This window comes from Cognatilysobacter segetis, assembly GCF_004359965.1.
GTDB lineage: Bacteria > Pseudomonadota > Gammaproteobacteria > Xanthomonadales > Xanthomonadaceae > Cognatilysobacter > Cognatilysobacter segetis.
In genome coordinates this window covers 1-19,473 of sequence record NZ_SMRQ01000032.1, presented here as the reverse complement: position 1 = coordinate 19,473, position 19,473 = coordinate 1, and the positions used below count along the sequence as shown (strand labels likewise).

Sequence of the window (19,473 nt, the reverse complement as noted above, 5' to 3'; positions counted from 1 at the left end):
CCGAGGTCGATCGCATGACCCGACGCGTCCTGCTTCTCCACGGTCTCTGGATGCGCCCCGCCGCGATGTCGGTGCTGGCGCGACGCCTCACCCACGCGGGCTTCGAGCCCGAGCGCATCGGCTATCCGAGCGTGCGCGGCCACGCCGACGGCATCGTCCGCGATGTCGCGCGATGCATGCGCGCATCGCCTTGCCATGTCGTGGCGCACAGCCTGGGCGGCCTGGTGACGCTGGCTGCGCTCGAGGCCGAACCTGCGCTGCCGGTGCGGCGCGTGGTCTGCCTGGGTTCGCCCTTGTGCGGCAGCCTCGCCGCGCACCGGCTCGACCGCCTGCCCGTGCTGGGTGCCAGCCTCGGCCACAGCCGCGAACTGCTGCATCGCGGCTGCCGCCCGTGGACCGGCCGCGCGCAGGTGGGGATGATCGCCGGCAACCGTCCGATCGGGCTCGGCCGCATGCTCGGCCGCGTCGAGGGCGAGAACGACGGTGCGGTCGGCGTGGTCGAAACGCGGCTGGAGGGCCTGGCCGACCACGTCGTCGTGCCCAGCAGCCACACCGGCCTGATCTTCTCGACCGTCGCGGCCCGGCAGGCGATCGCCTTCCTCCGCGACGGCCGCTTCGAGCGCTGAACCGTGCATCCGGCGGCCGCGGTGGCAAGCGGCCGATCCGGTAAAATCGCGCTCCCGTTCCAGCCGCCCGGACATCCCGATGGGTCGTGGTCCCTCGATCGAAGCCCGCAAGAACGCCGTCGACGCGCGTCGCGGCAAGATCTTCACGAAGATCATCCGCGAGATCAACGTCGCCGCGCGCAGCGGCGGCGGCGATCCCGCCGGCAATCCGCGCCTGCGCGTGGCGGTCGACAAGGGCCTCGCGGTCAACATGTCGAAGGACGTGATCGAGCGTGCGATCAAGAAGGCGACGGGCGAGCTCGAAGGCGTCGAGTACGAGGAGATCCGCTACGAGGGCTATGCGCCCGGCGGCGTCGCGGTGATCGTCGACTGCCTCACCGACAACCGCGTGCGCACCGTCGCCGAGGTCCGCCACGCGTTCTCGAAGTTCGGCGGCAACCTCGGCACGGAGGGCTCGGTCGCCTTCATGTTCCACAAGCGCGGCGTGATCTGGTTCGCGGAAGGCGCCGACGAGGACCGCATCACGGAAGCGGCGATCGAGGCCGGTGCCGACGATGTGGTCGTGTATCCGGAAGACGGCTCGATCGACGTGATCACCGCGCCGGAATCCTTCGCCGAGGTGAAGGCCGCGCTGGAAGCCGACGGGCTGGTGCCGGGCGAAGCCGAGGTGACGTACCGCGCCGAGAACAACATCGCCGTCGAAGGCGAGACCGCCAAGCAGGTCGCCAAGCTGCTCGGCTGGCTCGAGGACCTCGACGACGTGCAGAACGTCTATTCCACCGCCGAGCTGGGCGAGGACGCGTACGCCTGATGGCGGCGCATCCGTGATCGATCCGATGACGACGGCGAAGCGGGCCTCCGCGTGAACACGACCGCTTCCGCCCCTGCCACCGTGCGCATCCTCGGCATCGACCCGGGCTCGCAGCGCACGGGCGTCGGCTTCGTCGACGTCGCGCCGGGCGGCAAGTGCAGCTACGTCTCGGCGCACACGCTCAAGCTGCTCGACGCGGACGATTTTCCGGCGCGTCTGGGCCTGCTGTGCGACGGGCTCGATGCGCTGATCGACGAATGGAAGCCCGACCAGGTCGCGATCGAGACGGTTTTCATGGACAAGTCCGCGACCAGCGCGCTCAAGCTGGGCCATGCGCGCGGCGCGGCGATCGCGACCGTCGTGCGACGGGGCCTGAAGGTTCACGAGTACGCGCCGCGGCTGATCAAGCAGTCGCTGGTGGGGCGGGGCGCCGCCGACAAGCAGCAGGTGCAGCACATGGTGCGCCTGCTGCTGAACCTGCCCGAGCAGAAGCTGCAGGCCGACGCCGCCGATGCGCTGGCCGTCGCACTCACCCATGCGCACATGAGCGCGACCGCGGGGCGCACCGGCCTGGCCGTCGCCCAGCTGCGCCGGCGCGGCGCCTGAGAAGCGGGTGTGTCACCCGTAGGCCGATAGGCGCACAATGCGCGCCGCCGGACCGCCGGCGGGCGCGAGCCAGACCGGACACAGCCGAATGCGACAGTTCCCGACCGCGGGCAGGGCCCCGACCGCAGTGATCACGACCTCCGCCGGAGGCCGCCGGTGATCGGCCGCCTGCGTGGCGTGCTCGTGCACAAGCAGCCGCCGTGGCTGATGGTCGAGGTGGCCGGCGGCATCGGTTACGAGCTCGAGGCGCCGATGAGCACGTTCTACGACCTGCCCGAGGTGGGGCGCGAGGTCGTGCTCTTCACGCATTACGCGCAGAAGGAGGACAGCGTTTCGCTCTACGCCTTCCTGCGCGAGGGCGAGCGCCGACTGTTCCGCGACGTGCAGAAGGTCACCGGCATCGGCGCGAAGATCGCGCTGGCGATCCTGTCGGCGGTGAGCGTCGACGAGTTCGCGCGCCTCGTCCAGGCCGGCGACGTGACCGCGCTCACGCGCATTCCGGGCATCGGCAAGAAGACCGCCGAGCGCATCGTCGTGGAGCTGCGCGACCGCGCGGCCGACCTTGCCGGGGTGGGCGCGACCCTGGGCATGAACACGGCCGTGCCGGCCGATCCGCAGACCGAAGCGGTGGTCGCCCTGCAACAGCTGGGCTACAAGCCCGCCGAGGCCGTGCGCATGGCCAAGGACGCCACGGAAGCCGGCGACGACACCGCGACCATCATCCGCAAGGCGCTAAAGTCCGCGCTCCGTTGAGCGCCGGCACGTTTTTCTCGGACATTCCATGACCGCTTACGACTCCACGGCCGCGCAGTCCAACGGCGCCGGCGACACCGGCCATGCGCACGGCCACGCGGGCCTCACCACGCTGGTCGTGGGCGCCGTGGGCGTCGTGTTCGGCGACATCGGCACGAGCCCGCTCTACACCATCCAGGAAATGTTCCTGCCGCACTACGGGCTCGACCCGGACGCGGCAACGGTCAAGGGCCTGCTCTCGCTGGCGTTCTGGGCGCTGATGCTGGTGGTCACGTTGAAGTACGTGATCGTCATCATGCGGGCCGACAACGAAGGCGAGGGCGGCATCATGGCGCTCACCGCGCTGGCGCAGCGCTCGCTCAAGCAGGGCTCGCGGCTCAACTATCTGGTCGGCATCCTGGGCATCTTCGGCGCGTCGCTGTTCTTCGGCGACGGCATGATCACGCCGCCGGTCACGGTGCTCGGCGCGCTAGACGGCCTGCGCGTCATCTCGCCCGCGTTCAGCCACTGGGTGATGCCGGCGGGGCTCGTCATCCTGGTCGCGCTGTTCTCGTTCCAGCGCTTCGGTACCGAGCGCGTGGGCAAGACGTTCGGGCCGGTGATGATCACGTGGTTCGTGGTGCTGGCCGTACTTGGCGTCTACAACATCGCGCACAACCCGTCGGTGCTGACGGCGCTGAATCCGTACTGGGCGTTCGTGTTCTTCACCACGCACGGCGGGCATGCGCTGTTCATCCTCGGCGCGGTGGTGCTGGCCATCACCGGCGGCGAGGCGCTGTACGCGGACATGGGCCATTTCGGCAAGAAGCCGATCCGCTGGGCCTGGTTCGGCTTCGTGCTGCCGGCGCTGGTGCTCAACTACTTCGGGCAGGGCGCGGTGCTGCTGCGCAATCCGGGCGCGCGCTCGAACCCCTTCTACATGTCCATGCCCGACTGGGCCCAGGTCCCGATGCTGTGCCTGGCGACCGTCGCCGCGGCGATCGCCTCGCAGGCGGTCATCACCGGCGCGTTCTCGGTCACGCGCCAGGCGGTGCAGCTGGGCTACCTGCCGCGGCTGTCGATCAAGCACACCTCGCGGCAGACGATCGGCCAGATCTACGTGCCGTCCATCAACTGGATGCTGCTGGGCGCGGTGATCCTGCTGACGCTGACGTTCAAGAGCGCGACCAACCTCGCCACGGCCTACGGCCTGTCGGTGACCGGCACCATGCTGATCGACACGCTGCTGCTGGCGCTGCTGGCCTATACGCGCTGGACCGATTCGCGCAAATGGGTGCTGCCGCTGTGCGCGATGTTCTTCGTCATCGACGTCGCCTTCCTGATCGCCAACGGCGGCAAGCTGCTGACCGGCGTGGGCGCCTGGGTGCCGCTGATCATCGGCCTCACCTCGTTCACGCTGATGCGCACCTGGCGCCGCGGCCGCGCGCTGCTGCACGACCAGGTGCGCAAGGAAGGCATCCAGCTCGATGTGTTCCTGCCCGGCCTGATGCTCTCGCCGCCGGTGCGCGTGCCGGGCACGGCGGTGTTCCTCACCGCCGATCGCGGCGTGGTGCCGCAGGCCTTTCTGCACAACCTCAAGCACAACAAGGTGCTGCACGAGCGCAACGTCTTCCTCACCGTGGAAACGCTGACGGTGCCGGTGGCGCCGAAGGACAAGAAGCTGCGGATCGAGTCGATCGGCGAGAACTTCTACCGGGTGACCATCAAGTACGGCTTCATGGAGACGCCGGACGTGCCGCTCGCGCTGATGCGCTCCTGCGACAAGGGCGGCATCTACTTCGACCCGATGGACACCACGTACTTCGCCAGCCGCGAAACGATCATCGGCAGCAAGCACCGCGGCATGCCGCTGTGGCGCGACAAGCTGTTCGCGCTGATGCATCGCAACGCCGCGCCGGCCACGGGCTTCTTCCGCATCCCGGGCAACCGGCTCGTCGAGCTGGGCGCGCAGATCGAGATCTGAGCGTCGCACCGCCTGAGCCGCGCCGGGCCATAATCCCGGCATGACCGAGACCCGCATCATCGCCGCCGGCGCGACCTCCGAGGACGCCGCCGTCGAGGCCAGCATCCGCCCCAAGCGCCTGGACGAGTACCTCGGCCAGGCGCCCGTGCGCGAGCAGATGAAGATCTACATCGAGGCCGCCAAGGGTCGCGGCGAAGCGCTGGACCATGTGCTGATCTTCGGCCCGCCCGGCCTCGGCAAGACCACGCTGAGTCAGGTCATCGCCAACGAGCTCGGCGTGAACCTGCGCCAGACCTCCGGCCCGGTGATCGAAAAGGCCGGCGACCTGGCCGCGCTGCTCACCAACCTGCAGCCGCACGACGTGCTGTTCGTCGACGAGATCCATCGCCTGTCGCCGCTGGTGGAGGAAGTGCTCTACCCGGCGATGGAGGATTTCCAGCTCGACATCATGATCGGCGAGGGCCCGGCCGCGCGCTCGATCAAGATCGACCTGCCGCCGTTCACGCTGATCGGCGCGACCACGCGCGCGGGCCTGCTGACTGCACCGCTGCGCGACCGCTTCGGCATCGTGCAGCGCCTGGAGTTCTACAGCCCCGAGGAGCTGACCAAGATCGTGCAGCGCTCGGCGCAGATCCTCGGCATCAGTTGCACGCCCGACGGCGCGGGCGAGATCGCGCGACGCTCGCGTGGCACCCCGCGCATCGCCAACCGCCTGCTGCGCCGCGTGCGCGACTTCGCGCAGGTGCGCGGCGACGGCACGATCACGCGCGAATCCGCGTTCGACTCGATGACGATGCTAAAGGTGGATCCGGAGGGCTTCGACGAGCTCGATCGCCGCCTGCTGGGCACGATCATCGGTTCGTTCGACGGCGGGCCGGTCGGCGTCGAATCGCTGGCCGCGGCGCTCAGCGAGGAGCGCGGCACGCTCGAGGACGTGGTCGAGCCGTTCCTGATCCAGCAGGGCTACCTGATCCGCACCGCGCGCGGGCGCATGGCGACGCCCAAGGCCTACCGCCACCTCGGATTCACCCCGCGCGTGAAATCGCCCGACCTGTTCGAGCCGCCGGCGTCGCCGACGGCCGAGTGAGGCGGGCCGCCGGCGCCTGAACACGGCATCGCCGCGGTCGAACCGGCCGTGGCGCGGCGGGTAGACTGGCCGGCCCCGCCGCATCGCCGCCGGAGCGCATGTACACACTGCCCGTCCGCATTTACTGGGAAGACACGGACGCCGGCGGCGTGGTCTACCACGCGCGTTACGTCGCCTTCCTCGAACGCGCGCGCTCGGAGTGGATGCGCGCCAACGGCCACGGCCAGGCCTCGCTGCAGCAGGCCGGCGTGGTCTTCGCGGTGCGCGCGATGACGCTCGACTTCCTCAAGCCCGCCCGCCTCGACGACGCGCTCGAGGTGTCCTGCGAGCTGGCCGAATGCCGCCGCGCGAGCCTGGTGTTCCGGCAGGCCATCCACCGCGGCGGGGAACGTCTGCTCGACGCGACGGTCAGAATCGCCGCGCTCGACGCCGCCGGCTTCCGCCCGACGCCCATCCCCGCCGAACTGCACGCGCAGCTGACCGCGCTCGAAATCCCCGCCTGACCAGGGTCCGCCCGGACCGGAGATGCCGAATGACCGCACCGCACCGCCTCACGACCGCCGCCGCCCCGCTGGAGACCGCCCGATGAGCGCGCTGTCGCTGATGCTGCAGTCGAGCCCGGCCGCGTTGCCGGACGCGGGCACCATCGATGCGCAGCCGCTCGCCGACGCGGCGCAGGCCGCGCAGTCGGCCGGTGCGGCGGTGGCGCCGACCTCGCTCGATCTCTGGAGCCTGGTGACGCATGCGAGCTGGCCGGTGATCTTCATCATGGCGCTGCTGACGATCGCGTCGATCGCGTCGTGGATCATCATCTTCCGCAAGTCCGTGCTGCTCGGCCGCGCCAAGCGCGAGGCGGTGCAGTTCGAGGAGCGCTTCTGGTCGGGCGCCGAACTCACCAAGCTCTACGAGGGCGCGAGCGGCCGCGGCCGCGACGTGGGCGGCATGGAGGCGATCTTCGAAGCCGGCTTCCGCGACTTCAATCGCCTGCGCCAGCGCCGCGGCGGCGATCCGGACGCGCAGCTCGAAGCGGCGCAGCGCGGCATGCGTGCCACCGCCTCGCGCGAGCTCGATTCGCTCGAGCACAACCTCGAGCTGCTCGCCAACATCGGCTCGACGTCGCCGTACATCGGCCTAGTCGGCACCGTGTTCGGGATCATGGTGACGATGCATTCGCTGCTCGCCAGTTCGCAGCAGGTCGGCATCAAGGACGTCGCGCCGGGCATTTCCGAGGCGCTGCTCGCCACCGCGATGGGCCTGTTCGTGGCGATCCCGGCGGTCTGGGCCTACAACCGCTTCGCCACCGCGGTGGAGCGCCTGGCCTCGCGCTACGAAGCCTTCGCCGAGGAGTTCTCCTCGATCCTGCAGCGGCAGGCGCACCTCGAGGGCTGATGCATGTCGCTCTCGCTCAGGCGGCACCGCCGCCGCAAGCTCAAGTCCGAGATCAACGTCGTGCCGTACATCGACGTGATGCTCGTGTTGCTGGTGATCTTCATGATTACCGCGCCGCTGCTGAACCTCGGCGTCGACGTCGACCTGCCGAAGTCGAACGCGAAGTCGCTGCAGCAGAAGACCGATCCGGTGGTGGTGCAGGTCGACGCCGCCGGCAACTACTTCCTCGCGGTGAAGGCAGGCAGCAACGAGGCGGTGAGCCGTGACGAGCTGCGCGCGCGGCTGTCGGCGATCGTCGCGCAGAACCGCGACGCGCAGGTGCTCATCGGCGCCGACGCGAAGGCGAGCTACCAGACCGTGACCACCGCGATCGACCAGCTCAAGGCCGCGGGCGTGCAGAAGGTCTCGCTGATCAGTTCGCCGGAGGGCAGGGCGAAGTGAGGGCACGTCCCGCCGACGACGCGACCGCGATCGCGCTGGCGGTCGCGCTGCACGTGGGCCTCGCGCTGCTGCTGTGGTTCGCGATGCGGCCGAGCGAAGTCACGGACGCAAGCGCGGGCGGCATGGCGGCCGACGTGGTCGACGTGGGCCAGCTGTCGGCCGCGATGCAGCGCACGCTGCGCGACCGTCCCGAGCCGGCGGTCGCCGAGCCGATGCCGACGCCGGTCGAGGAGATCGAGCCCGAACCGGAACCCGCGCCGCCCACGCCGCCGGTGCAGGCGGTGGTGCCGACGCCGGCGCCGGTGGACCAGCAGCAAGTCGTCGAGCAGCCGACGCCGGTCAAGGCGACCGAAACCACGCCGCAGGAAGAAAAGCGCCGGCAGGTGCAGGTCGACCTCAGCAAGCCGGTGGTCGAGGCGCCGCCGCAGCCGGACGCGAGCGCGGCGAAGGCCGCCGAGGCGCAGCGCCGCGAGCGCGAGCGCCTGGACCAGCTGGCGGAGATCCGCCGTCGCCGTGCCGCCGCGGCGCGCGAGGCGCTGGCCGCCGAGGCGCGCCTGGAACAGCTCACCGCGCCCCGCGGTGGCAGCGCGGCGCAGGAGGCCGCGCGATCGGACGCCGCCGCCAGCGGGGCCGGCGGCACCGACGACGGCCTGAAGGCGCGCTACGCCGCCGCGCTGCAGGCGGCGATCACCTCGAAGTGGGTGCGCCCCGACAACATCCCGTCGGGCGCGGTCTGCCGCCTGGTGATCCGGCAGCTGCCGGGCGGCGAGGTGATCGACGCGGAGGTGGGCTCGCCCTGCGTCTACGACGAGGCCGGCCGCCGATCGATCGAAGCGGCCGTGCTGAAGGCGCAGCCGCTGCCCTACACGGGCTTCGAAAAGGTGTTCGCGCGGCAGCTCACGCTGAATTTCCGCGCGCCCTGACTCGCGGCCTACGGCCGCTGTCAACCGCTAAACCGTTCAGCTGTGAGCTAGGATTCACGATCGGGCTGTTACCTGTATGCGGCCCTGCCGGATGTGTCGAGGAGTCGTGATGGGTCGTCTCGTGTCGTGGCTGCTGCTGGTGTTCGCATGCGTCCTGCCCCTGTCGGCGGTGGCGCAGCAGGGCCTGGAGATCGACATCGTCGGCGGCAACGCGGCCGCGCTGCCGATCGCCGTGGTGCCGTTCGAGAACGGCGCGGGCCCGACCGACGTGGCCTCGATCGTGGCCGCCGACCTCAACCGGTCCGGCCAGTTCCGTTCGCTGCCGGTCGAGAGCCTGCCCGAGCGGCCGGCCCGCAGCGAGTCGGTGAACTACCCCGTCTGGCGCGCCATCAACCAGGACTACCTGGTCGTCGGCCGCGTGCTGGACGCCGGCGGCGGCAGCTACCGCGTCGAGTACGAGCTGCTCGACGTCGCGAAGCAGACGCGCCTGCTCGGCTTCGCGCTGACCGCACGCTCGGGCCAGATGCGCGACGTCGCGCACCAGGTCGCCGACGCGATCTACGAGAAGATCACCGGCGTGCGCGGCGCGTTCTACACGCGCATCGCCTACGTCACGCAGACCGGCGCCGGCGGCGGCGCGCGCTACGCGCTCGTGGTGGCCGACAGCGACGGCTACAACCCGCAGACGGTGGTGCGCTCGACCGAGCCGCTGATGTCGCCGTCGTGGAGCCCGGACGGCGCGCGACTGGCGTACGTCGGCTTCGAGGGCGGCAACTCGGCGATCTACATCCAGACGATCGCCAGCGGCGCGCGCGAGATGGTCGCGCACTTCCGCGGCATCAACGGCTCGCCGGAGTTCTCGCCGGACGGCCGCCGCCTGGCGATGACGCTGTCGCGCTCGGGCAATCCGGAGGTCTACGTGATGGACCTCGGCAGCCGCGCGCTGACGCAGGTCACCAACCACTATTCGATCGACACCGAGCCGACCTGGAGCGCCGACGGCTCGCGCCTCTACTTCACGTCCGACCGCGGCGGCCGCCCGCAGATCTACAGCGTCTCGGCCGGCGGCGGCAGCGCGACGCGCGTCACCTTCCAGGGCACCTACAACGCCAGCGCGACCGTCTCGTTCGACGGCAAGAAGATCGCCACCGCGCAGGGCGCCGGCAACACGTACCGCGTGGCGCTGATGGACGCGAGCCTCGGCAGCCCGCGCTGGAGCCTGCTGTCGCCCGGCAACCTCGACGAATCCCCGAGCTTCGCGCCCAACGCGAGCATGCTGATCTACGCCGCGCGCGAAGGCGGACGCGGCGTGCTGTACGCGGTGTCGGCCGACGCACGCGTGCGCCAGCGACTCGTGCTCGCCGATGGCGACGTGCGTGAGCCGGCGTGGGGCCCTTTCCGCACGCCGCGCTGACGCGGTGCGCGTTCCACCCGATGTGATCCCCGAGGAAGAAGCCATGAACGCCAGCTCCGCCAGCAAGCTCCTGATCGTCGCCGCGATGTGCACCCTCGCGATGGCCTGCTCGAAGAAGGTCAAGGAAACGCCGCCCGTCGACACCACCACGGGCACGACGACGACTACGGTGCCGGCCGATACGGGCCCGACGGTGGCGGGCGCCTACGGCCCGAACGATCTCGACAGCGACGCCTGCCTGCGCCAGCGCATCGTCTACTTCGACCTCGACCAGGACACGCTGAAGCCGGAGTTCCAGACCATCGTGAACTGCCATGCCAAGTACCTGCGGGACCGTCCGTCCTCGCGCATGACGCTCGACGGCCATGCCGACGAGCGCGGCAGCCGCGACTACAACATGGCGCTGGCCGAGCGCCGCGCGCAGGCCGTGTCGTCGGCCATGCAGGCCGCGGGCGGCAGCGCCTCGCAGCTCACGCCGAACAGCTACGGCGAGGAGAAGCCGGTCTGCACCGAGTCGAACGAGGGCTGCTGGTCGAAGAACCGCCGCGTCGAGATCAGCTACAGCGCGCGCTGATCGCACGCATCGCCTTGCCGGACGGGCCGCCTCGCGCGGCCCGCTCCGTTTGTGGCGTTCATCGCCGCGACAGCCGCCGCGCCGGCGGCCGTGGGCATACTCGTCGTCCACCAGACAGGGGAATCGCCGTGACCCGATACCGGTCGCTCGCCACCGCCATCGCCCTGGCGCTCGCCGCCGTCGCCTTCCCCGCCGCCGCGCAGCGCGCGAGCCTCGCCGACCGCGTGGCCGTGCTCGAGCAGCGCGCGGCGAACCCGCAGCAGACGCTCGACCTGCTGAACCAGATCACCCAGCTGCGCGGCGAACTGCAATCGCTGCGCGGGCAGCTCGAGGAGATGCAGCAGGCGAACGAGCAGATGCGCGCCTCGCTGCGCAACCAGTACCTCGACGTCGACGGCCGGCTGCAGCAGCTCGAGACCCGGGGTGCGCCGGCTGCGGCGGCACCGGTCGAGGTGATCGACGCCGCGCCGCGGCCCGCCGCGCGACCGACCAAGCCGGCGCCCACCCGTGCGCCGGCCGCAACCGCCGCGCCGGCGCGGCCCGCGGCCGGCAGCGCGACGCCGACGGGTGCCGAGCTCACCGCCTACAACGGCGCCTTCGATGCACTGAAGGCCGGCCGCTACGCCGATGCCTCGCGCCTGTTCGCCGACTTCCTCGACCGCTATCCCGGCGGCGTGTACGCGCCGAACGCGCTGTACTGGCTCGGTGAGAGCTACTACGCCACGCGCAACTACCAGCAGGCGGTCGAACCGTTCGGCCAGCTCCTCGACCGCTTTCCGACCCACGACAAGGCGCCCGGCGCCCTGCTCAAGCTCGGCCTGACCCGCCTGAACCTGCACCAGGAGGACGCCGCGCGCGCCGCCTTCGCCGATGTGGTGGCGCGTTATCCCGACAGCGATGCGGCCCGGCCGGCTGCCGAACGCCTGCGCGCGATGGGCGCCGCGCCCTGAACGGCTGAACCGCGTTTCCGGCGCACGGCCGCCGCGGTAGGGCGGGGCGGTAAAATCACCGGATGAGCGTTCCCGTCACCGCGGCCGCCGCGGCCCCCGAGCGGCTGCGGCTGACCGAGATCTTCCTGTCCCTGCAGGGCGAGTCGAATTCCGTCGGCTGGCCGACCGTGTTCGTGCGCCTGACCGGCTGCCCGCTGCGCTGCCAGTACTGCGACACGACGTATTCCTTCCACGGCGGCGACTGGTGGGAGATCGACGCGATCCTCGCCGAGGTCGCGCGCCTCGGCGTGCGCCACGTCTGCGTGACCGGCGGCGAGCCGCTCGCGCAGAAGCGCTGCACGATCCTGCTGCAGCGGCTCTGCGATGCCGGCTACACCGTGTCGCTCGAAACCTCCGGCGCGCTCGACATCGGTGCGGTCGATCCACGCGTGTCGCGCGTGGTCGACATCAAGACGCCCGGCTCGGCCGAAGTGCATCGCAACCGCTGGGAGAACATCCCGCTGCTGACGCCGCACGACGAGGTCAAGTTCGTCATCTGCTCGCGCGAGGACTACGAGTGGTCGCGCGCGGTCGTTGCCGAGCACGCGCTGCCGACGCGCTGCGACGTGCTGTTCTCGCCGAGCTTCGGGCAGGTCGCGGCGCGCGAGCTCGCGCAGTGGATCGTCGACGACCGCCTGCCGGTGCGCTTCCAGCTGCAGCTGCACAAGATCCTGTGGGGCGACGAACCGGGGCGCTGATGCCCCCGCGCTGAGGTCGTGCTTCGCATCGCGCGACGCCGTGCCCGAAGCCCCAAGGCCGTCCGCGGTGATCGTTCCGCGCGCGGATCCAACCTTCGAACCGTTTTTCCGGAGCCTTCAGTGTCCCGTTCCGAACCTTCCAGCATGGTGCCGCCGCGTAGGGCCGTCGTGCTGCTCTCCGGCGGCATGGATTCCGCCGTCGTCGTGGCCATCGCGAAGTCGCAGGGCTTCGACGTGCATGCGCTGAGCGTGCGCTACGGGCAACGGCACACCTCCGAGCTCGATGCCGCCGCGCGCGTCGCCGCGCAGCTGGGCGTGGCCGGGCACAAGACGGTCGACGTCGACCTGCGGAGCATCGGCGGCTCGGCGCTCACCGACGACATCGACGTGCCCACCGGCGGCGACACCGGCAGCGCCATCCCCGTGACCTACGTGCCGGCGCGCAACACGATCATGCTGTCGCTCGCGCTCGGCTGGGCCGAGGTGCTGGGCGCCAACGACATCTTCTGCGGCGTCAACGCCGTGGACTATTCGGGCTACCCCGACTGCCGCCCCGAATTCGTGCAGGCGTTCGAACGGCTCGCGAACCTCGCGACGAAGGCGGGCGTCGAGGGTGCGGGCCTGCGCGTGCATGCGCCGCTGCAGTTCATGAGCAAGGCCGACATCGCGCGCGAAGGCGTGCGTCTCGGCGTCGACTTCGGACTGACCGTGTCCTGCTACCAGGCCGATGCCGACGGCCGCGCCTGCGGGCAGTGCGACGCCTGCCGCCTGCGCGCGCAGGGCTTCGACGCGGCCGGCGTGGCGGATCCGACGCGCTACGCCTGAGCCGTTCCCGCAGGCGCGCAGCCGCGCCGCGCCTTGTCGAGGTACATGCGCCGATCGGCCGTATCGAGCAGCTCGGCGAGCGAGCGCCCGTCGAGCGGATAGCGCGCGCTGCCGATGCTGACGCGAGCCGCGGGCACCGGTGGGGCGTCGCCGACCGGCGACTGCAGCGAGCGCGCGATCGACTCCGCGATGTCCTCGACGTCGCCGTCGGTGGCGCTGCCGTCGAGCAGGATCACGAACTCGTCGCCCCCGATGCGCGCCACGGTGTCGGTATCGCGCACCTGTGCGATCAATACGCGCGCCGTGTGCGTGAGCACCGCATCGCCGACGGCGTGCCCGAGGCGATCGTTGATGAGCTTGAACCCGTCGAGGTCTAGGAACAGCAGCACGGGCATCGTGCCCTCGCGATCGGCACGCGCGAGGGCCTGCTCGGTGCGGTCCACCAGCAACCGGCGGTTGGGCAGGCCGGTCAGCGCGTCGTGGAGGGCGGCCGCCGCGAGTTCCTCCTCGAGCAGCTTGGCGCGCATCACCGCGCCGACCTGGTGCGCGACGAAGCCCAGCACGTCGTCGTCGATCTCGATCGGCGGCACCGCGGGAGAGGCGAGCGCGAGCATGCCTTCCGCCCGCCCGCAGGGCAGAGGCACGCACCACCAGCGGCCGCCGTCCGCGGACGTGAACGTGGTGGGCGTGTCGAGCCGCGCATGGACCAGCCGGTCCAGCAGGTCGGCCGGTGCCGCCGCGCCGCCGGTGAGGACGCGGCTGCGCGAGCCCGCGCGGATCGCCGCAGCCACCGCCGGGATCGCCAGGTGGCGCGCCAGCGCGCTGCGGATGCCCTGCCAACCGTCCGCCAGCGGCGATGCATCGAGCCCGGCCATCGCGAGGTCGGCGGCGAGCGACTTCATGGCCTCCTCGCGCGCGTACTCGGTCATGTCGCGCGCCACGCCCACGCGCACGCCATCGGCCTCGGACCAGCGTGCCGACCACATCAGGTGCGCGACGCCGCCGTCGCGTCGCAGGTAGCGGTTGCGGAAGTGGTGCACCGGCACGCCGGCCATGATCGCGCGCGCCGCCGCCTGGGTCGCGTCGCGATCGTCGGGATGGATGAGGTCCATCATGCGGCGGCCGAGCAACTCCTCGTCCGTGTAGCCCAGCAGCGCCTGGTAGGCCGCGTTGGTGAACACGATGCGGCCGTCGCGGTCCACCGCGCAGACCGGGTCGACCAGCATGTCGATGAGGCGGTCCGTCCACGTCGGTTTAGGAGTCATGCCGAATCTCCGGTAGACGCGTCCCTGCGGCGGGTCGTGGTCGCCGATCGCCGTCGTCCTTCGTCGCGGGCCTGCGATTCGGACGCTCCCGGGGTCGATAACGGCCGGCGACGCCCCGGCTGCAGTCGTCGCGACGCCGGTCGCCTTCCTCGTTACCGCATCCTACGGCGACGCGGCCCGCCGCGTGCGGCCCGCGGGTCGGCCGTTGTGGCGCTGTGGCACAATTGCGCAGCAGCAGCGGTGCCCGCCGAGGACGCCGAAAGCCCGTGGGTCGTTAGCTCAGTCGGTAGAGCATCGGACTTTTAATCCGCTGGTCGATGGTTCGAATCCATCACGACCCACCATTCGCGACGGCGCACGCCGCGCCCCGCGTCGCCGGCCCGCCTGTCGCTCCGCGCCGGTCGCGCCTGAACACGTGGTTGCGGCATCCCGTGTCCAAGCCGGGCTGCGTCCCGCAGGCATTCGCACACCGGTTTTATCGTCGCGCCGGTTCGCCGGTGTCCGCTCGCCGATAAGCGCGGCGGTTCCCCGCGGCGTCAGCGGCCGATTCCCGACCGGATGGAACACCGCGTCGGCGCTGCCGCCTGCGCAGCTGCAGAGCGGATAAGCGCGGCTGCACATGTGCGCGCTGAAGATTGCCTCGAGAGCGCGACGGTTCGTCCGACCTCGCTGCATCACGTGCTCGAACCGCGCTGAATGATGGGTCGATGCGTTTTCCCAACCGCGAACGACGTCGCGGTCGACGGGCGTGTTGCGTTGCCTGAAGTCGCCCGCGGACTCCCGATCCGGTGCATGCATGCACATCCCGTCACGGGCCATTCGTTGGGGTTCATGGCACTTGCACCCGACGGTTCGCGCGGGCACGGTTCCCTTTCCACAGGGAGATCCACATGAAATTGCTGCTTGCCTTCGTCATCGGCGCGACCGCGCTCCTGCCTGCCCACGCGCAGGAAACCGCGACGGCCCCCGGTGCCACGGCCGCCGTCGAGTCGGCGGCGAGTGCGCCCGCGGATGCACCGGTGGCGGTCGCGGCGGCCGAACCGAAGGTCAAGAAGATCTGCCGTACCGAACGCACGGTGGGCAGCAACCGGCCCAAGCGCATCTGCTTCACGCAGGAAGAAATGCAGACCGAGCGCGACGCGACGCGCGACGCGATGCTCCAGGGCAGCCGGCTTCGCAACAATTCGACCAGCGGCGACCTCTGATCGCCCATCGTTCGGCCCGGTGCTTCGACGCCCGGGCCGTTCGGCCGAATAGGGATCGCGCGTTGCGCGGTCGAACCGGCCATCCGATGACGTTTCAAACGTCGCGATCCGCAAGCGCCTCGTGAGGCTCGCAGCCTGCGTCGACGGCGAACTCGCACGCTTCGACCGCGGCTGATACGCAGGCAATTCATTGCATTCGCTGACGGACGACCCGGCAGACGTGACGTCCGCACATTCCACGGCGACGTTTGAATGCCCCACGCAGATGGCCGGTGATCCGGGGTCGCAGAGCGCGCGCGTCCGGTCGTTCACCACATTGCGGTGATGTCGGCCCCACCCGCGTGGCCCGTCGCCCGCGCGCTCGGCACGCGACGCCGCCACGACGAAATTGCTATCCGACACGTCGCAGCCCTGCGCCCGGCGTTCGGAATCGGCGCGGATTGATCCGGGTCAATGTGGACGCGGCGGTGGGCAGCCAGACTGCATGCATGCGCTTCCGATCCCTCCATCGGCGATTCGCGGCCTTGGCCCTGCTGGCCATGCTGCTGCTCGTCACGATGCCGACACTGACATCGCAGCGAGCGATGGGGCCAGCGGTCGTAGTCTCGCCGGCCGACCCGCATGCGACGGCGAGCGCACCGCCGTCGCCGGCTCGCATCGAGCTGCGTGTACAGGCGCACCGTCCGCACGGCGAAGCGCCGCATCGTGCGCCACACGAAGGCCACGACGGCGGCGCCTGCGCCTACTGTCCACTGCTTGCAGGCCTGCTCGAGCGGGTCGCGCCGGCACCGGTCGCGACTTCGCCTCGCCCGACCGTCCCGCTGCGGCGCAACGTAGCCGTCGCGCGCACGCTCGGGTGGCGGGACACGCTCGGCGCTCGCGGTCCACCGCCGCGCGTCCGCGCCTGATCTACGACGCTTCATCCCTTTCCGACCGGTCGCCTTCGGCGCGCAAGCGTGCCGTACGGGCTGCCGCGCCTCCGCGAGACCGCCGACATGGCACGCGTTGCACCGCTTTTTCCGCGCCTTTCCGCGCTGACCGTCCTCATGCTCACGGCGCTGGCCGCAGCCGATGTACGGGCCGCCTCCGACCGCGTGGCGTCCACCGCGAAGCCCGCCACCGGTGCGGACACGCCGCCGCTGCCCGGCGCCAAGCCCGAGTTCACCCTCGACCGCGTGCTCGTGCGCGGCCTGCAGGCCACGTCGCTGCCGACGCGCATTCCCACCACCGTGGAAGGCGTGACCCGCGACGAAATCGTCGATCGCATCAATGCCACCGATGCGCAGGACGCGCTGAAGTACCTGCCGAGCCTGCTGGTCCGCAAGCGCTACATCGGCGATTACGATCATGCCGTGCTCGCCACGCGCGCCTCCGGCACCGGCAACAGCGCGCGTTCGCTGGTGTATGCCGACGGCGTGCTGCTGTCGAACCTGCTCGGCAACGGCGCGACGTTCGCGCCACGCTGGGGACTGGTGAACCCCGAGGAGATCGAGCGCGTCGACGTGCTGTACGGGCCGTTCTCGGCCGCGTATTCCGGCAATTCGGTGGGCGCCGTGGTCGACTACGTCACGCGCATGCCCGAGCGGTTCGAGGCGCATGCGAAGGTCGGCTATTCGACGCAGCGGTCGAAGGTGTACGCCAGCGACGGCCGCTTCGACGCGACCACTGCGACTGCCTCGATCGGCGATCGTTGGGGCCGCTTCGCGGCGTGGCTGTCAGTCAGCCGGCTCGACAGCCGATCGCAGCCGATCACGTTCGCGACGCTACTTGCCGAGAATGGCCGCAGCGGCGCGGCACCCGAGGTGCAGGGCGCGGTGTTCGACATCAATCCGGCCGGCAAGCCGTGGTACGTCGTCGGTGCCACCAATCGCGTGGACACCGCGCAGACGCAGGCGAAACTCAAGCTCGGCTACGACATCGCGCCCGACCTCCGCCTGAGTTACGTGTTCGGCGCCTGGAACAACGACGCCTTCCGCGACGCGGAGACGTACCTGCGCGACGGAAGCGGCGCACCCGTCTACAGCGGCGACGTGTCGATCGACGGTCGCCGCTTCACGCTCGCGGCGACGGCCATCTCGCTGCAGAAGGCGGCGCTCGCGCACCGCCTGCACGGCGTGTCGTTGAAGCGCCAGGGCAAGGACCGGTGGAACTACGCGCTCGCCGCGAGCCGGTACGACTACTCGCGCGACCTCGTGCGCTCGCCGTCGGTGGCGCTGCCGCTCGCCCGCGACGGCGGCGCGGGGCGCATCGCGGACGCCCACGGCACCGGGTGGAGGACACTGGATGCGCGCGCGACGTGGCGCGCCTCGGCCATGCACACCGTCGAATTCGGCCTGCAGGACGAGGTGTTCGACCTGCGCACGCGCGTGTGCGGCACGTCGGACTGGCTTCGTGGCGGCGCGGAGACGCCGGTGTCGGCCTTCGGCGGCACCACCGGGCTGCGCGGCGTGTTCGCGCAGGACACCTGGAAGATGAACGCGCGGTGGTCCGGCATGCTGGGCGCGCGTGCGGAGCGCTGGTCCGCGCGCGACGGTTACATCGCCGACGCGACCCACACGCTGGGCTTCGCCCGCCGCACCGAACGCGCGATCTCGCCCAAGGCCGCCATCAGATATGCGCCGGGCGGCGACTGGTCGATCAAGGGATCCATCGGCCGCGCCGTGCGCTTTCCGACGGTGAGCGAGCTGTACCAGGGCAGCATCGCGACCAACGCGGTGGTCAACAACGATCCCGGCCTCGAGCCCGAGCGGTCGGTCACCTCGGAGCTGTCGTGGGTGCGCAACGTCGCGCTCGGCAAGGTGCGCGCGACATACTTCCATGAGCGCACGCGGGACGCGCTCTACTCGCAGACCAACGTGCTGGTCACGCCGAGCGTGACGAGCATCCAGAACGTCGAGTCGATCCGCACCGACGGCTTCGAGCTCGCGACCGAGCTGACGGGTGTCGGCATCGAGGCACTGGACGTCACCGCCAGCGCCACGTTCACCGATTCGATCGTCGAGAAGAACAGCCGCTTCCCCGCCAGCGTCGGCCGATGGCAGCCGCGCGTGCCGCGCTGGCGCGCCAACCTGGTCGCGACGTACCACCCGGGCGAGCACTGGAGCATGACGGGCGCCGTGCGCTACAGCGGCCGGCAGTTCAACACGCTGGACAACAGCGATAGGCGCGGCGATACCTACACGGGCACCAGCCCGTTCCTGGTCGCCGACCTGCGCCTGCGCTACCGTCGCGACGCGCACCTCAGCGCTGCGCTCGGCATCGACAACGTGAACAATGCGACCTACTGGAACTTCCACCCGTACAACCAGCGCACGTGGTCGATGGAGGCGCGCTATGACTACTGACCTTGCGACCCGCGCGACACTCGCCGTCGCCGTCGTGCTGGCGATCGCCGCCTGTTCGCGCCAACCGGCGGCGCCATCGGCCTCGGCACCGAAGGCGCCGGCCACCGCCGCGACCGCCCAGGCGCCCTGGACGCTGCCCGTGCGCGACGGCATGCAGCCCGACCTCGCGGTGGCGCCCGACGGCGCGCTGCTGCTCTCGTGGGTCGAAGGCACGTCGGGCGCCGAGGGCGGCCGCACTCTGCGCGTCGCACGTTGGAAGGACGGTCGCTGGACGCCTGCCGCGACGGTGGCCCGCGGCGACTGGTTCGGCAATGCCGTCGACACGCCGCAGATCGAACAGACGCGGGACGGCGCGCTGTGGGCGACGTGGATGCGCGCCTCGCCGACGGGTGGCCACGCCCGCGACGTGGTGGTCGCGCGTTCGGGCGACGGCGGCGCGAGCTGGTCGGTGCCGGTGCCGGTCAACACCGACGGCACCGCGACCGAGCACGGCTTCGTGTCGCTCTGGCGCGCGTCGCCGGATTCGATCGGCGTCGCATGGCTGGACGGGCGCGCCAAGA

General features: G+C 70.8%; 19 protein-coding genes, 1 tRNA gene and 1 pseudogene. 20 read left to right on the top strand and 1 reads right to left on the bottom strand.

From position 1 onward, the window contains the following. Positions 1–14: 14 nt before the first annotated feature. The 15 genes from E4F61_RS08615 to queC all read left to right on the top strand — a co-directional run bounded on the left by E4F61_RS08615 (position 15) and on the right by queC (position 13,099). Positions 15–626, top strand: coding sequence for an esterase/lipase family protein (locus E4F61_RS08615; RefSeq protein WP_133479267.1), 612 nt, complete (start codon positions 15–17; stop codon positions 624–626). A gap of 79 nt (positions 627–705) precedes the next feature. Then, on the top strand, positions 706–1,437 hold the full coding sequence (locus E4F61_RS08610) for a YebC/PmpR family DNA-binding transcriptional regulator (protein ID WP_133479266.1): 732 nt from the start codon (positions 706–708) through the stop codon (positions 1,435–1,437). Positions 1,438–1,518: 81 nt separating this feature from the next. Further along, positions 1,519–2,043: a crossover junction endodeoxyribonuclease RuvC gene (gene ruvC / locus E4F61_RS08605; RefSeq protein ID WP_133479281.1), complete on the top strand. Its 525-nt coding sequence runs from the start codon at positions 1,519–1,521 to the stop codon at positions 2,041–2,043. A 156-nt stretch (positions 2,044–2,199) separates the two neighbouring features. Next, the gene (gene ruvA / locus E4F61_RS08600; protein WP_133479265.1) at positions 2,200–2,796 is read left to right on the top strand and encodes a Holliday junction branch migration protein RuvA; all 597 of its coding nucleotides are present in this window, start codon (positions 2,200–2,202) and stop codon (positions 2,794–2,796) included. 28 nt (positions 2,797–2,824) lie between these two features. Then, positions 2,825–4,759, top strand: coding sequence for a potassium transporter Kup (locus E4F61_RS08595; protein WP_133479264.1), 1,935 nt, complete (start codon positions 2,825–2,827; stop codon positions 4,757–4,759). Positions 4,760–4,799: 40 nt separating this feature from the next. After that, complete coding sequence (ruvB, locus tag E4F61_RS08590) at positions 4,800–5,846, top strand: Holliday junction branch migration DNA helicase RuvB (protein WP_133479263.1); 1,047 nt, start codon at positions 4,800–4,802, stop codon at positions 5,844–5,846. 98 nt (positions 5,847–5,944) lie between these two features. Beyond that, on the top strand, positions 5,945–6,349 hold the full coding sequence (gene ybgC, locus E4F61_RS08585; RefSeq protein WP_133479262.1) for a tol-pal system-associated acyl-CoA thioesterase: 405 nt from the start codon (positions 5,945–5,947) through the stop codon (positions 6,347–6,349). Between the two features lie 100 nt (positions 6,350–6,449). Further along, a complete protein-coding gene (tolQ, locus tag E4F61_RS08580; RefSeq protein ID WP_425480133.1) occupies positions 6,450–7,235 on the top strand; it encodes a protein TolQ in 786 nt (261 codons plus the stop codon). A gap of 3 nt (positions 7,236–7,238) precedes the next feature. Then, positions 7,239–7,676, top strand: coding sequence for a protein TolR (gene tolR / locus E4F61_RS08575; RefSeq protein WP_133479260.1), 438 nt, complete (start codon positions 7,239–7,241; stop codon positions 7,674–7,676). Then, positions 7,673–8,599, top strand: coding sequence for an energy transducer TonB (locus E4F61_RS08570; protein ID WP_133479259.1), 927 nt, complete (start codon positions 7,673–7,675; stop codon positions 8,597–8,599). The genes tolR and E4F61_RS08570 overlap by 4 nt, the downstream gene beginning before the upstream one ends. Positions 8,600–8,708: 109 nt before the next feature. After that, positions 8,709–10,013 (top strand): Tol-Pal system beta propeller repeat protein TolB, encoded by a 1,305-nt coding sequence (gene tolB, locus E4F61_RS08565; protein ID WP_133479258.1) that lies wholly within the window; start codon positions 8,709–8,711, stop codon positions 10,011–10,013. An 85-nt stretch (positions 10,014–10,098) separates the two neighbouring features. Continuing rightward, complete coding sequence (gene pal, locus E4F61_RS08560) at positions 10,099–10,587, top strand: peptidoglycan-associated lipoprotein Pal (RefSeq protein ID WP_425480132.1); 489 nt, start codon at positions 10,099–10,101, stop codon at positions 10,585–10,587. Between the two features lie 128 nt (positions 10,588–10,715). After that, the gene (gene ybgF / locus E4F61_RS08555) at positions 10,716–11,537 is read left to right on the top strand and encodes a tol-pal system protein YbgF (protein ID WP_133479256.1); all 822 of its coding nucleotides are present in this window, start codon (positions 10,716–10,718) and stop codon (positions 11,535–11,537) included. Between the two features lie 62 nt (positions 11,538–11,599). After that, entirely contained in the window at positions 11,600–12,274 is a 675-nt protein-coding gene (gene queE / locus E4F61_RS08550; protein ID WP_133479255.1) for a 7-carboxy-7-deazaguanine synthase QueE, read from the top strand. 144 nt (positions 12,275–12,418) lie between these two features. Next, positions 12,419–13,099 (top strand): 7-cyano-7-deazaguanine synthase QueC, encoded by a 681-nt coding sequence (gene queC / locus E4F61_RS08545; RefSeq protein WP_133479280.1) that lies wholly within the window; start codon positions 12,419–12,421, stop codon positions 13,097–13,099. Here the strand turns inward: queC and E4F61_RS08540 are convergent. Further along, a complete protein-coding gene (locus E4F61_RS08540) occupies positions 13,090–14,364 on the bottom strand; it encodes a sensor domain-containing diguanylate cyclase (RefSeq protein ID WP_133479254.1) in 1,275 nt (424 codons plus the stop codon). The two genes, queC and E4F61_RS08540, sit on opposite strands and share 10 nt — an antisense overlap. A 268-nt stretch (positions 14,365–14,632) precedes the next feature. On the opposite strand from E4F61_RS08540, the gene E4F61_RS08535 reads away from it, so the two are divergent. The 5 genes and pseudogenes from E4F61_RS08535 to E4F61_RS08515 form a co-directional block, all read left to right on the top strand. Beyond that, positions 14,633–14,708 (top strand) — tRNA-Lys (locus E4F61_RS08535). 546 nt (positions 14,709–15,254) lie between these two features. Beyond that, positions 15,255–15,569 (top strand): hypothetical protein, encoded by a 315-nt coding sequence (locus tag E4F61_RS08530; RefSeq protein WP_133479253.1) that lies wholly within the window; start codon positions 15,255–15,257, stop codon positions 15,567–15,569. A gap of 488 nt (positions 15,570–16,057) precedes the next feature. Beyond that, the gene (locus E4F61_RS08525) at positions 16,058–16,477 is read left to right on the top strand and encodes a DUF2946 family protein (RefSeq protein ID WP_133479252.1); all 420 of its coding nucleotides are present in this window, start codon (positions 16,058–16,060) and stop codon (positions 16,475–16,477) included. 87 nt (positions 16,478–16,564) lie between these two features. Beyond that, positions 16,565–18,913 (top strand): TonB-dependent receptor, encoded by a 2,349-nt coding sequence (locus E4F61_RS08520; protein WP_202908971.1) that lies wholly within the window; start codon positions 16,565–16,567, stop codon positions 18,911–18,913. Next, positions 18,903–19,473: pseudogene (locus tag E4F61_RS08515) on the top strand (hypothetical protein); the annotation flags it as partial. The gene E4F61_RS08520 and the pseudogene E4F61_RS08515, both read left to right, overlap by 11 nt.